This is a genomic window from Streptantibioticus cattleyicolor NRRL 8057 = DSM 46488 (assembly GCF_000240165.1).
Taxonomy (GTDB): Bacteria; Actinomycetota; Actinomycetes; order Streptomycetales; family Streptomycetaceae; genus Streptantibioticus; species Streptantibioticus cattleyicolor.
The window spans coordinates 3,145,030-3,158,441 of record NC_017586.1 but is presented as its reverse complement, the minus strand read 5'-3'; the positions used below and the strand labels follow the sequence as shown (position 1 = coordinate 3,158,441).

The 13,412-nt window shown below is 73.3% G+C and carries 11 protein-coding genes and 1 tRNA gene; 9 read left to right on the top strand and 3 right to left on the bottom strand.

Annotation, left to right across the window (positions count from 1 at the left end):
- Positions 1-173: 173 nt before the first annotated feature.
- From SCATT_RS14110 to SCATT_RS14100, 3 genes are all read right to left on the bottom strand, one after another.
- Entirely contained in the window at positions 174-1,154 is a 981-nt protein-coding gene (locus SCATT_RS14110) for a DUF5926 family protein (protein WP_014143741.1), read from the bottom strand.
- 160 nt (positions 1,155-1,314) lie between these two features.
- Complete coding sequence (locus tag SCATT_RS14105; RefSeq protein ID WP_078590737.1) at positions 1,315-2,055, bottom strand: ATP-binding protein; 741 nt, start codon at positions 2,053-2,055, stop codon at positions 1,315-1,317.
- A gap of 70 nt (positions 2,056-2,125) precedes the next feature.
- Positions 2,126-2,968: a glycerophosphodiester phosphodiesterase gene (locus tag SCATT_RS14100; RefSeq protein ID WP_014143739.1), complete on the bottom strand. Its 843-nt coding sequence runs from the start codon at positions 2,966-2,968 to the stop codon at positions 2,126-2,128.
- 199 nt (positions 2,969-3,167) lie between these two features.
- Here SCATT_RS14100 and SCATT_RS14095 point away from each other — a divergent pair, with 199 nt between their 5' ends.
- The 9 genes from SCATT_RS14095 (at position 3,168) to SCATT_RS14050 (ending at position 13,273) form a co-directional block, all read left to right on the top strand.
- Positions 3,168-4,841, top strand: coding sequence for a S1C family serine protease (locus SCATT_RS14095; RefSeq protein ID WP_014143738.1), 1,674 nt, complete (start codon positions 3,168-3,170; stop codon positions 4,839-4,841).
- Positions 4,842-4,908: 67 nt separating this feature from the next.
- A tRNA-Ser gene (locus SCATT_RS14090) sits at positions 4,909-4,995 on the top strand.
- Between the two features lie 536 nt (positions 4,996-5,531).
- Positions 5,532-5,789 carry a hypothetical protein gene (locus SCATT_RS14080; RefSeq protein ID WP_014143737.1) on the top strand — a complete coding sequence of 86 codons (258 nt, stop codon included), beginning with the start codon at positions 5,532-5,534 and terminating at the stop codon, positions 5,787-5,789.
- A 310-nt stretch (positions 5,790-6,099) separates the two neighbouring features.
- Complete coding sequence (locus SCATT_RS14075) at positions 6,100-7,095, top strand: Zn-ribbon domain-containing OB-fold protein (RefSeq protein ID WP_014143735.1); 996 nt, start codon at positions 6,100-6,102, stop codon at positions 7,093-7,095.
- Entirely contained in the window at positions 7,082-7,609 is a 528-nt protein-coding gene (locus SCATT_RS14070) for a MaoC/PaaZ C-terminal domain-containing protein (protein ID WP_014143734.1), read from the top strand. Before SCATT_RS14075 ends, SCATT_RS14070 begins: the two co-directional genes overlap by 14 nt.
- Positions 7,606-8,805, top strand: coding sequence for a lipid-transfer protein (locus tag SCATT_RS14065; protein WP_014143733.1), 1,200 nt, complete (start codon positions 7,606-7,608; stop codon positions 8,803-8,805). The genes SCATT_RS14070 and SCATT_RS14065 overlap by 4 nt, the downstream gene beginning before the upstream one ends.
- Positions 8,806-9,250: 445 nt before the next feature.
- Positions 9,251-10,840 (top strand): DUF1906 domain-containing protein, encoded by a 1,590-nt coding sequence (locus SCATT_RS14060; RefSeq protein ID WP_014143732.1) that lies wholly within the window; start codon positions 9,251-9,253, stop codon positions 10,838-10,840.
- 127 nt (positions 10,841-10,967) lie between these two features.
- Positions 10,968-11,486, top strand: a complete 519-nt coding sequence (locus tag SCATT_RS14055; RefSeq protein ID WP_014143731.1) for a SigE family RNA polymerase sigma factor — start codon at positions 10,968-10,970, stop codon at positions 11,484-11,486.
- 140 nt (positions 11,487-11,626) lie between these two features.
- On the top strand, positions 11,627-13,273 hold the full coding sequence (locus SCATT_RS14050) for a long-chain fatty acid--CoA ligase (protein ID WP_014143730.1): 1,647 nt from the start codon (positions 11,627-11,629) through the stop codon (positions 13,271-13,273).
- The last annotated feature ends 139 nt before the right edge of the window (positions 13,274-13,412 follow it).

The window sequence follows — 13,412 nt, the reverse complement described above, 5'->3', positions numbered from 1 at the left end:
GGCACCGCGCTATCCGTCGACCGGCCGGACGGGAACCGGTGCGCACCGGCCGGACAGCCGAGTTCCGCACCGGTCCGCGTACCACTCCGGCATGCCTTACGCTGCCCGACCGATCGTGTTCCCGCGCGTCGTCCGGCGCGGCGCCGGGCAGCCGTTCCCCCGTTGTCCCGCCGTCAGCTCAGGGTGATCTGGCGATTGGCCAGCCCGCTGCGGGCCTTGCGCTCCTGGGTGTCGAGCGGGGTGTCCACCGCCAGCGCCTCCGCGAGCCGTTCACCGAAGGCGGCGGCCGGCTTCTCGACGTCCTCGGCCTGGACGGAGGCCGGCAGGTCCCAGACCGGGACCACGAGCCCGTGCGCCCGGAACGAGCCGACGAGCCGGGTGCCCTCGCCCAACGAGGAGGTGCCCGCCGTGTGCAACCGGGCCAGCGCGTCGAGCAGTTGCTCCTCCGGGTGCGGCATGACCCACCGCAGGTGGTTCCGTTCCGGGGTGGCGCACCAGTACGCACCCTCGACGCCGGTCAGCCGTGCGGTCGGCAGCGCCGCGGCGTTGGCCCGTTCCAGCGAGGCGGCGACCTCGCCGGTGGCCTGCGCGGCCTGCTCCGGGTCGCCGAGCCAGAACTCGAAGCCGCTGTGGACCACCGGCGTGAAGGGCGCCGTGGTGTCCAGCAGGTCCTGCAGACGCGGACCGGACGGGTCGGCCCGCCGCGCGTCGACCGGGTGCCCGGGCTCGGTCTCCAGCGCCCGCCGCAGCGTGTCGGCCAGGTCGCGGCTGATGTCACCGGAGGCGGTGTCGTTCTGCAGCCCCAGCAGCACGGTGCCGTCGTCCCGGCGCAGCGCCGGCCACGCCATCGGCAGCACGGTGGCCAGCGTCACCGCCGGAACGCCGTCCGGCAGGCCGCCCTTGAGCGTCAGCTCGACCGTGGCGGCCGGCACCAGTTCGCGCAGCGCCACCCAGTCGCACTCGCCCGGCAGCCCTTCGAACGGCCGCTGGACGAGTTCGGTCGCGGCCTGCGCGGCCTGCCGCCCGTGGCACGCCTTGTACCGGCGCCCCGATCCGCAGGGGCAGGGCTCCCGCGCCCCGACGACCGGCACCTCCCCGTCGGTGCGCTGCGCGACCGGCTTGCGGTCCTTGGACTGTGGGCGCTTCTTGGCCATGGCTGGGCGTCTCCCGCGTACGGCGTGCTACGTCGTCGGCGAGCCTAATGCCGCCCCGCGCCCGGCTCCGCGCGACCTGCCGTCGGCGGCCTGTGGCGCACCGCACCGTCCGTCGGCCGCGCGGCGACCGACGGCCCGTCGGTGCGGTGCGCCCGCCGTCTCAGCCCAGGCCGTCCAGCAGATCGCTCAACTCCGGCACCCGGCCCATGACCGGCACCGCGAGGCGTGCCCCGCCGTTGCCGAGGCCCTCCCGCCGGGCGTGCCGGCCGCGTACCGCGAGCACCGCCCAGACGGTCACCTCGCCGGGCGTGTCGCGTACCCCCCAGTTGAGGGAGAGGGCGCCGACGATGCCGAGCCCGCGTCCGCCGCGGGCGGTCAGCGAGGGACTGGACGGCTGGGGCCTGGTGGGGCCGCCGCCGTCGGTCACCTCCAAGGTCAGCAGTCCGTCCTCGGCCAGCCGCCAGGCGGCGCGTATACCGGCGTTGCCGGTGCCGTGGTCCGCGCCGCGGGTGGCCGCGTGGGCGCCGTCCCGGCCGTCGTGCCGGACGCCGCCGTGGTCGCCCCCGTCGTGTCCGCGGCCGTCGTAGCCGCGGCTTTCGTGTTCGTGGCCGTCGTCGAGTGGACGAGCGTGCCGGTAGGCGTTGCTCAGCAACTCGGAGAGCACCAGGACGGCGTCGTCCACCACCGTGTCCGGCGCCCCGTGTTCGTACAGCTCCTCGCGCAGCCTTCGCCGCGCCTCACCGACGCCCGCCGGACCATGGGGAAGGGCCATGGTCGAGGACGTCGGTACCTCTTGGGCTACCACCAACGCCACCCCCGCTACCTCCTTCACCCCACGCCACGTGCAGGATGCCCCGAAGGACTGGACCGGAAACAGGCCAATCGCGATCCTTTGGCGCACTGACACCGTTCGAACACATACCGAACGCGCCGGTGTGCTCCCGTGTGGGCCGGATGGGGCGGGAGGCCGCCTATCGCCCGAGTTGCGCCAGTACCTGACGGGGACGATTGGTGATGATCGCGTCCACACCGAGGCGAACGCACAGCTCGACATCGGCCGGTTCGTCGACCGTCCACACATGGACGCGATGGCCGGCCCGATGGGAACGAGCCACGTAGCCGGGGTGCGAGCGCAGGATGCGGATGCCGGGTCCGGCGATGTGCGAACCGGCGGGCAGCCGCCCGTCGCGGTACCGGGGCAGCAGGTAGTTCATCAGGAAGACCGTGGGCAGCGCGGGGGCGGCCACCTGGATGCGGCGCAGCGAGCGGCCGGAGAAGCTCATCACCCGGACCCGGGGCCGTTCATCGTCCTCCGCAGCGGGCTCCGGGCGGTCGAGGCCGAAGCGGCGCAGCAACGTCAGCAGGCGTTCCTCCACCTGACCCGCCCAGCGCGTGGGGTGCTTGGTCTCGATGGCCAGGTCGACCCGGCGCCCGGCGTCGGTCACCAGCTCCAGCAGACGCTCCAGGGTGAGGACCGCGCTCAGCTCGGCCGGGTCCGCCTCCCGGTCCGGCGACTCGTACGGATCCTCCTTCCAGGAACCGAAGTCGAGCGCGGCGAGGTCGGCCAGTTCGAGCGCGGAGACGGCACCGCGCCCGTTGGACGTACGGTTGACCCGGCGGTCGTGCACGCAGACCAGGTGGCCGTCCGCGGTGAGCCGGACGTCGCACTCCAGCGCGTCGGCGCCGTCCTCGATGGCCTTGCGGTAGGCGGCGAGGGTGTGTTCGGGGGCGTCCCGCGAGGCGCCCCGGTGGGCGACCACCTGGATCCGGCGCGGGGACGACGGGACCGCCCCGACCTCGTACGCGTGGCTCATCGGGATATCGTGCCACCACCTGCCCACGGCGTCCGATTTGCCGGGGATAAAGGATTGCCGTGGAGCGCACAGGGACTGCTTACAGCGGTCCGACGCGGCATGGGCAATGCTGTCCTGCGGTAATCGGTCGTCGTACCGTGTCCGGCCGGTCGGCCGGCGGCGGTCCCCATCCACCGTGTCCCTTCGAGGAGATGAAGCTGTGAGCACCGAGAACGAGGGCGGACTCCCCGCCTCCGGGCCCGTCTCCGGACCAGACGGCGGCGACCGGTCCGAGCAGCGGCCGGGTGTCTCGGAGCGGCCCGACACCACCGCCGCGATGCCCGCGGTCCCGGACGGCCCGCCCGCCGTGCCGCCCGCCCCGGCCACCCCGCCCCCGGCCAGGCCGGCGGCCTTCTCCTCGCCCGCCGAGGCCACCGCGGCCCCGGGCGCGTCGGCGGCCCGCCCCGCGGGTCCCCCGCCCCCGCCGGCCGACGCGCCGCAGGGGGCGCCCGGTACGGAGCAGGGCGCGCACGGTGCCACGGGCGCCGCGCCGATGCCGCCGTACGATGCTCCGGCCGCCGGTGGCGCGTACGGGGGCGTGCCCGACGCGCAGGGAGCGCAGGGGGCGCCTTACGCCGCCACGGGAGCCGGTGGCGCCGGCGTGTACGGGGGCGGCCCCGGGGATCCCTACGGCGCCCATGGCGACCCGTACGCCCCGTACGCCCCGTACGCGATGAGCCCCGGGCAGCCGGTCGTCGGCGACAAGCCCCGGCGTCGTGGCTCCGGGCTGGTCGCGGCGGTGATCGTGGCCGCGCTGGTGGCCGGCGGTGTCGGCGGCGGCCTGGGCTACTGGGCGGCGCAGCGCTCGGACAACGGCTCCACCACGGTCTCGTCCTCGGTCAGCCCCAAGGACCTCAACCGGGCCCCGACCTCGGTCGCCGGGATAGCCAACAAGGCGCTGCCCAGCGTGGTGACCATCCAGGCCAGCGGCAGCCAGGAGTCCGGCACCGGCACCGGATTCGTCTACGACACCCAGGGCCACATCCTCACCAACAACCACGTCGTCGCCCCCGCGGCCAACGGCGGCAGGCTCACCGCCACCTTCTCCGACGGCCGGAAGTTCGACGCCGAGGTCGTCGGCCGCGCCCAGGGTTACGACGTGGCCGTGATCAAGCTCCGCGACCCGTCCGGCGCCAAGCTGACCCCGCTGCCGATCGGCAACTCCGACGACGTGGCCGTCGGCGACCCGGCGATCGCCATCGGCGCCCCCTTCGGCTTGTCGGGGACGGTCACCACCGGCATCATCAGCGCCAAGAACCGCCCGGTGGCCTCCAGCGACGGCCAGGGCTCCTCGGCCTCGTACATGTCCGCGCTCCAGACCGACGCCTCCATCAACCCGGGCAACTCCGGTGGTCCGCTGCTCAACGCGGGCGGCGCGGTCGTCGGCATCAACTCCGCGATCCAGTCGGCCAACAACGGCGGCGGCAGCCCCTTCGGCGGCTCCAGCCAGGCCGGCAGCATCGGCCTGGGCTTCGCGATCCCGATCAACGAGGCCAAGTACGTCGCCGACACGCTGATCAAGACCGGTCGGCCGGTGTACGCGGTGATGAAGATGTCGGTCGACATGAACTACAGCGGCCAGGGCGCCAAGATCTCGTCCAACAGCGTCGACGGCGGCACCGGCATCACCCCCGGCGGCCCGGCAGACAAGGCGGGTCTCAAGCCGGGCGACGTGATCACCAAGCTCGACGACACGGTGATAGACAGCGGCCCCACCCTGATCGGCACGATCTGGCAGCACCGGCCCGGTGACCAGGTCAAGATCACCTACCAGCGCGACGGCCGCACCGCCACCACCACCGTCACGCTCGGCGAACGCACGGGCGACAGCTGATCTTCCAGCACGCCACTCCCCGAACGGGTTACGCTGTCCCCGCGTCCCGGCACCACCGGCGACGCGGGGAGGGTTGCCCGAGCGGCCTAAGGGAACAGTCTTGAAAACTGTCGTGGCGGCAACGTCACCGTGGGTTCAAATCCCACACCCTCCGCGTAGGTAGGCAGGAAAAACGCAGGTCGAAGCGGGCCCCGGTAACGTACCGGGGCCCGCTTCGCGTGCGTAAGGGGAACGGGGCCCGCAGGACGGGCGGGCGAGGGCGTTCCGGGGTCGGCGGGGGCGGCGGAACGTTTCCACGGCGCGGCGGAACGTTTTGGTGGTGCGGCGGCTCACGTGCCCGTGCGGGGCGTCGTTAGCGGGGTGTGACGTTTCGTCCACGTGTCCTCTTGTGAGTGGCGTGTGGGCGGGGGTTTGTCGATATGTCGATGGCCGGGAGGGGGTGCTGCGGGAACGTTTCCCCCGTTGTGTCGCTTGGGTGGCGATGGTCGCTTCTGGGGTCGTTGGTGAGGTTGTCGGCGTAGAGAGGTTTATCGATAGATCATCACGCTTGAGAGGTAAATGGGGCGACGGGTGTGGTTGGTGGTGTGGGCGGTGGGCAACTCTGGTCTCGCGACGCCGCGCAGATGGCGGAGTGGAAGGTCGAACACTCCGCGATGTTGGTGAACTTCCGTGTCCTTGGAGGAAATTGAGATGAGCAGCATTCGCACCGCCCGTGCCCTGGCCGCGCTCGCCGCTCTTCCGCTGGCGGCGGCCCTCTTCACGGGGGTCGCCTCCGCCGACGACGGGGCGTTCGCGGACCACAGCGCCGCCGCCAGCGTGAGCAGCATCGCGCAGTCCGCGTCCGGACGGGGGGCCGGCAACCAGGCCAACACGGCCACGGTTCTGGGAAACGGATACACCCGTGTCGCCCAGAACAACGTCAACGTCGACTTCGGCGGCTGGTGGTGAGCGCTGGACGGGGCTTCCGCTGACGCTGCCGAGACGACGGCGGGGCCTCGTCGGTGATTCCGGTGACTGGTGATGTGATTGCGCGGCGGTGCCTTCGGGCCCGCCGCGCAATCGCGTTCGGCGGCGGACGGTGCCACGGCGCCCGCGGCCGGACCAGCCCTGTCGACAGTTATCCACATGCTGTGGACAGCGCTCGGCGAAATCGGCGTCCTTCGTGTAATCCTGGCTGCCTTGACGGCGTCGACGGCACCACTGAAACTGACGGCTAGTCAGATTCCGAGTGCCCCACCAGGAGACAGGAGGGCGCACGATGAGCGGGACCACGGACCGGCTCCATGACCGGCTCAGGGCGTACGAGGGCGCGCCCGCGACCCGCCGTGGCCAGGGCAAGGACCCCGTCAACGCTCCCATGATCAGGCATTGGTGCGAGGCGATCGGCCATCCGCCACCACCCGACGGCACCGCGCCGCCCACCATGCTCCAGGTGTGGACCATGGCCGGGCTCACCGGGCACACCGACCGCGCCGGCCCCTTCGACGCCCTCCTCCGCGAACTCGACGCCGCCGGCTTCACCTCGGTCGTGGCGACCGACTGCGAGCAGGAATACCTGCGCCCGCTGCGTACCGGAGACCGGATCGCCTTCGACGCCGTCGTCGAATCCGTCTCGCCGCGCAAGACGACGAAGCTCGGCACCGGCTACTTCGTCACCACCAGGACGGAGGTGTGGTCCGGTGGCGAACGGGTCGGCACCCACCGCTTCCGCATCCTCAAGTACGCCCCCGCGCACGTCACGCCGCCCGGTTCCCCGGCGCGCACCGGAGACCAGGTGCCCGCGAAGTCCTCGTCGCACGGCGGGGGTTCACCGTCCGCCGCGAGCGCCTTACGCCCCCGTCCGGTCGTCAACCGGGACAACGCCGGCTTCTGGGAGGGCGTGGCCCGGCACGAGTTGCTGATCCAGCGCTGCACCGGGTGCGGCCTGCTGCGTTTCCCGTGGCTGCCGGGGTGCAACGGCTGCGGTTCGGCCGACTGGGACACCGTGCGGGCGAGCGGCGCGGGCCGGGTGCACTCGTACGTCGTCATGCACCACCCGCCGTTCCCGGCCTTCTCGCCGCCCTACGCGGTCGCCCTGGTGGAGCTCGCCGAAGGGGTCCGGATGATCAGCGACATCACCGGGGTCCGTCACGACCAGGTACGCATCGGGATGCCGGTTGACCTCGAATTCCTCGCGGTGGACGACGAGTTGACGCTGCCGGTCTTCCGGGGCGCCCGAAGCGCGACGGAAGGGGAAGTCCGTGCGACCCGGTGACGAACTGCCGCCGCTGCGGGTACCCATCACCTGCACCCTCATCGTCGCCGGGGCCATCGCCACCCGCGACTACCAGGACGTCCACCACGACGCCGAGGCGGCCCGGGCCAAGGGCTCCCCCGACATCTTCATGAATATCCTGACCACCAACGGCCTGGTCGGGCGCTACGTCACCGAATACGTCACCGGCCGCACCGGCGCGGCGGCCACTCTGCGCGCGGTACGGATCCGCCTCGGCGCCCCCAACTATCCCGGCGACGAAATGGTGTTGACCGGAAAGGTCACGGAGGTCACCGGTGCCACCGCCGAGATCGAGGTCACCGGCAGGAACGCCATCGGCAACCACGTCACGGGGCGGGTGACGGTGGCGTTGCCGGTGGGTTCCACGGCCGGCGCCGACGGTACGGCCGGGCTTCCGGCGACGAGCACGCCCGGCGCGTCGGAGGACGCCCCCGCCTCCGGTGCGGGCGTGGAACCCGCCGCCGGTGCCGCCGTGGAAGGAGCGCCGCGATGACGCTCACCGCCCCGGACCGGCTCGGCGGTCGTGCCGCCGTCGTGGGCATCGGGGCCACCGAGTTCTCCAAGGACTCCGGCCGCAGCGAGCTGGCCCTCGCGGCGGAGGCGGTCCGGGCCGCGCTGGACGACGCCGGGCTGACCGCGGCCGACGTGGACGGTCTGGTCACGTTCACCATGGACACCAGCCCCGAGATCACGGTGGCCCAGGCGGTCGGGATCGGCGAACTCTCCTTCTTCTCCCGCGTCCACTACGGAGGCGGCGCCGCGTGCGCCACCGTTCAGCAGGCCGCGCTCGCCATCGCGGCGGGAACAGCGGAGGTGGTGGTCTGCTACCGCGCCTTCAACGAACGTTCCGGGCGCCGTTTCGGCAGCGGGGTGCGCCATCGGGAGCCGTCGGCGGAGGGGGTGGCGCTGGGCTGGGCGCTGCCGTTCGGACTGCTCACGCCGGCGTCCTGGGTGGCGATGGCCGCCCAGCGCTACCTGCACACCTACGGCCTCACCCCGGACGCCTTCGCGCCGGTGGCCGTCGCCGACCGCCGTCACGCCGCGACCAACCCGGCCGCCTACTTCTACGGCAAGCCCATCACCCTCGCCGACCACGCCGCCTCGCGGTGGATAGTCGAGCCGCTGCGGCTGCTCGACTGCTGCCAGGAGACCGACGGCGGCCAGGCGATCGTGGTCACCTCGGTGGAACGCGCCCGGGACCTGCCGCACCGGCCCGCCGTCGTCACCGCCGCCGCCCAGGGCGCCGGACGTGCCCAGGAGCAGATGACCAGCTTCTACCGGACCGGCGGCGCCGACGACGACCTGGCCCGGCTGCCCGAGATGGGCGTCGTCGCCCGCCAGCTCTGGCGCACCTCGGGGCTGGGCCCGGCCGACGTCGACGTCGCCGTGCTCTACGACCACTTCACCCCGTTCGTCCTGATGCAACTGGAGGAATTCGGCTTCTGCGGACGCGGAGAGGCGGCCGGCTTCGCGGCCGACGGCGCCCTCGAACTCGGGGGCCGCCTCCCGCTCAACCCGCACGGCGGACAACTCGGCGAGGCCTACCTCCACGGCATGAACGGTATAGCCGAGGCCACCCGGCAGATCCGCGGCACCTCCGTCAACCAGATACCCGGCGTCCACCACGCCCTCGTCACCGCGGGCACCGGCGTCCCCACCTCGGCGCTCCTGCTGAGCAGGGACGTCTGAGCCCGTACGGAGTGGGGCGGCCCGTTCGGGTGCGATCGGGCCGTGCCGGGTGCGGCTCCGGCCCGGCCGACGTGGCCGCCTGGCGGCGGCTGACCGCCGACCCCGGCCGGCCGCCCGTCGGCTCGGGGTGTGTGGGTTTCGGGGACGCGGGCGCCGGGGCGACGTGGGCGCCGCTGTACATCGGCGCGGTGGTTGTGGCGTCGGGGCACGCGGGCCCGGAACGCGTCGGCGCGGTGGCCGGGCCGTCAGCCCCCGCTCGCCCCGCAACCGCCCCCCACCGTGACAACGGACCCCCGACCCCGCCAGCGGGCCCCCGTCCGGTCGGCTCCGGGGGCGGCGTGGCGGGGGCGGACCCGGGCGTACCGCCCTGGCGAACGGCTGAACCCTGGGGCCACCCGGGCGTGCCTGCTACGTGGGGCGGTCCGGGGCGTCTTCACTCGGCGTCATGCGCCACGAGAACCGGATCATCGGATTTGCGCTGGCCGTGTTGGCCGCGCTGGCCTGCGTGGTCACCGCGATCGCGCCGGCGGAGGGGGCCGGACCACCGGGGCCGCCCCGTCCGCACAGCAATCCGGCGTCGCCGCCACCGGAGGCCCCGGACGTTCCGGACACCCCCGACGCCCCGGACACCGCCGACCCGGGCGACCCCGGGCCGCTCCCGGATCTCGGCGGCGCCCCGGACGAGGTCGGCGCGCCGGACCAGGGCTCGGGTGGACCGGAGACCGGCGCCGTACCGGATCCGGGGAGCGTCCCGGACCCGGTCGGCACGCCCGGTCCGGGCATGAAGCCCGGCCGCCCCCAACACGGCCGGCCGCGGCAGCAGGAGGAGGGCGACCAGCCGGGAGCGGCGTCGGCGTCCGCACCCACCACCGGGGACATGCGGCGGCTCGGCGCGCAGATCTTCCGGGGCTGGGCCTTCGACTCCTGCTCCGCGCCGGACCTGGGCACCATGCGGGCCTGGCGGCAGTCGCCGTACGGCGCGGTGGGCGCCTACATCGGCGGCCGGGCGCGCAGTTGTGCCCAGCCCAACCTCTCGGCCGGCTGGGCGCGTTCGGTCGTGGCGATGGGGTGGCGCATCCTGCCGGTGTACGTGGGCTCGCAGTCGCCGTGCGCGTTGGAGCGCCGGGAACGCAACTATCCGATCGACACCGCGCACGCGAGCGCCAACGGCGCCGCCGAGGCGGCGGACGCGGCGCGGGCGGCCGGTGCGCTGGGGCTCGCCAAGCACAGCCCGGTCTACCTGGATATCGAGGCGTACGACGTGCGCAGCGACCGCTGTACCGAGCCGGTGATCGCCTTCACCCAGGCGTGGAACCGCGCGCTGCGTGCCAGGGGGTACGTCCCCGGCTTCTACAGCAGCGCGGATTCCGGGGTCGCCCAGCTGGAGGTCGCGCGGCGTCTGGGGCGGCCCTCGCTGCCGGACCTGATGTGGTTCGCCCGCTGGAACGTTCCGCCGGACGTGTACGGCGAGGCGAAGCTGTCGCGTACGGCGTGGAGCCCGCATCGCAGGGTGCACCAGTTCGCCGGGGACATCCACGAGAGCCACGGCGGCAAGAGCCTGAAGATCGACCGCAACCTGGTGGACGCCCCGGTGGCCATCATGGCGGGAGCCAAGAAGAACGCGGGCGACCCGGAGAGCGCCGACGAGGACGGCCCCGGCACGGCGTGGACGGAGGGCAAGGCCCCGGCCCGGTCGGCGGCCCGGCTGCCGAACCGCCTCGGGCACCCCGGCCGCCGCTCCGCCCGCGCGCCCCTGCGATTCGGCCCGTACGCTCACGCCCACCCCCGTCCGTCCGCGTACGCCCGCGCGTACGCTCCAGCGCGCGTACGGCTGCCGGAACGCGCCGGCGTACCGTTCGTTCCCGTGGCGGTGCCGGGGACGACCCTGGTGAGGAACCCGGTGGCCGGCGCGGTTCCGGGCGTGCCGTTCCCGTACCCGTCGGTTCCGTCGCCGTTCCCGGCCGGGCTCGGGGTGCCGTCCGCCGGATCGTGGCGGAGCTGGCCGGGGGCCGGGGCAGCCCTGAGACTGCCCTGACGCCGACCCCGAGCCGGGTCCCGCCTCGGGGCGTAGCGGCGGCCGGTGCCCTACGACTTGAGGGGGACCCCGCTTCGGCACCTGCGGGCGATCCCCGGCGGGCGATGGCGCTCATAGCGTTGACGCCATGACCACGCCTGTCTGCACCAGCGCTCAGCAGTTCACGCGCTACGTACGGGACCGGGGGCCGGTGCTGCTGCGCACCGCGCGCTCCCTGACCGCCAACCAGTGCGACGCCGAGGACCTGCTGCAGACGGCTCTGACCAAGACCTATCTCGCCTGGGACCGGATCGACGACCGGGGGGCGCTCGACCGTTACGTCCGGCGCACGTTGGTCAACACGCGCACCTCGCAGTGGCGCAAGCGCCGGGTGGACGAGTACGCCTGCGACGAGGTCCCCGAGCAGCGCGCCGTCGACCCCGACCCGGCGGAGGCGCAGGCCCAGCGGGACGCGCTGTGGCACGCCGTCGGCAGACTTCCCGCCCGGCAGCGCGCGATGGTCGTGCTGCGGTACTACGAAGACCTCAGCGAGGTGCAGACCGCCGAGGTGATGGGGGTCTCGGTGGGCACCGTCAAGAGCGCGGTCTCCCGCGCGCTGGTCAAACTGCGCAGCGATCCGGAGCTGCGGGCCGGTTTCCACTGGTGAGCGGGGTCCGCGGGAGGCGGACACGGCGTGAGCTGGGCCACCGGGGTAGTGACATACCGCCGGGTACGCCACCAGAATCGCGGGACATTACCCTCGCGTAACGCGTCGCCTCCGGCGCGTGGAAATTGGGGAGGCCCCCGGTGCAGAGCACGATGCAGGACGTACCCCTCACGCTCTCGCGGATCCTGGCGCACGGGGCGACCGTCCACGGCAGAGCCCAGGTCACCACCTGGACGGGCGAGGGCCGGCCCGACCGCCGCAGCTTCGCCGAGATCGGCGCCCGGGCGGCGCAGCTCGCGCACGCCCTGCGTGACCTCGGGGTCGAGGCGGGGGAGCCGACGGGCACCTTGATGTGGAACAACGCCGAGCACATGGAGGCGTATTTCGCCATCCCGTGCATGGGCGCGGTGCTCCACACGCTCAACCTGCGGCTCGCCCCCGAGCAGCTGGTGTGGATCGTCAACCACGCCGCCGACCGGGTGGTGCTGGTCAACGGTTCGCTGCTGCCGCTGCTCGCGCCCCTGCTGCCGCGCATGGAGACGGTGGAGCACCTGGTCGTCGTGGGCCCCGGGGACACCTCGCTGCTGGCCGGGTGCCGTCCGGCGGTGCACGACTACGAGACGCTGCTGGCCGGCCGCCCGACCACGTACGACTGGCCCGAGCTGGACGAACGTCATCCGGCGGCGATGTGCTACACCTCGGGCACCACCGGGGACCCCAAGGGCGTGGTCTACAGCCACCGTTCGATCTACCTGCATTCGATGCAGGTCAACATGGCCGAGTCGTTCGGGCTCACCTCCCGGGACACCTCGCTCCCGATCGTGCCGATGTTCCACGTACTGGCCTGGGGGTTGCCGCACGCCGCCTTCCTGGCCGGCATCGGGCTGCTGCTGACCGACCGCTTCCTGCAGCCGGCCGCGATCGCCGAGATGATCGAGACGGAACGGCCCACGCACGCCGCCGCCGTCCCCACCATCTGGCAGGGGCTCCTCGGCGAACTGGCGGCCCGGGAGCGGGACATCAGCAGCCTGCGCGCGGTGGTGATCGGCGGCTCGGCCTGTCCGCCGTCGCTCATGCGGGACTTCGAGGAACGCCACGGGGTCACCGTCGTCCAGGCGTGGGGGATGACCGAGACCTCGCCGCTGGGTTCCATCGCGCATCCGCCGGCCACCGTCACCGACCCGGACGAGGCGTGGCCGTACCGGATCACCCAGGGCCGCTTCCCGGCCTCGGTCGAGGCCCGGCTGATCGGCCCGGACGGCGACGTGCTGCCGTGGGACGGTGAAAGCGCCGGTGAGCTGGAGGTCCGCGGACCGTGGATCGCCGGCGCGTACCATGGCGGGGCGGGCGCGGAACCGGTCCGGCCGGACGACAAGTTCCGGGACGGCTGGCTGCGCACCGGTGACGTGGGCACGATCACCCCGGACGGCTACCTCACCCTGACCGACCGGGCCAAGGACGTGATCAAGTCGGGCGGCGAATGGATCTCCAGTGTCGAGCTGGAGAACCATCTGATGGCCCACCCCGAGGTCGCCGAGGCCGCGGTGGTGGCGGTGCCGGACGACAAGTGGGGTGAACGTCCGCTGGCCACCGTGGTGTTGAGGCCCGGAGCCACCGCCGGTTTCGCCGAACTCCGGGAGTTCCTCGCGCTGCGGGTCGCCCGCTGGCAGCTCCCGGAGCGCTGGTCGCTGCTGGAGTCGGTGCCGAAGACCTCGGTGGGCAAGTTCGACAAGAAGGTGCTGCGCAAGCGGTACGCGGACGGGGAGTTGGCGGTCGAGACGCTGTAGCGCGGAAGCCGGCCGGGGGCGTACAGGGGATCACCGGGGCGCCTCGGAGATCGCGGGGGCGCCCCGGGGGACAAGGGGCGCTCCGCGTGGTCGTGAGCGCCCCGCGCCCCTTCAGCGCGCGCCCCGGCCCTTCAAGCCC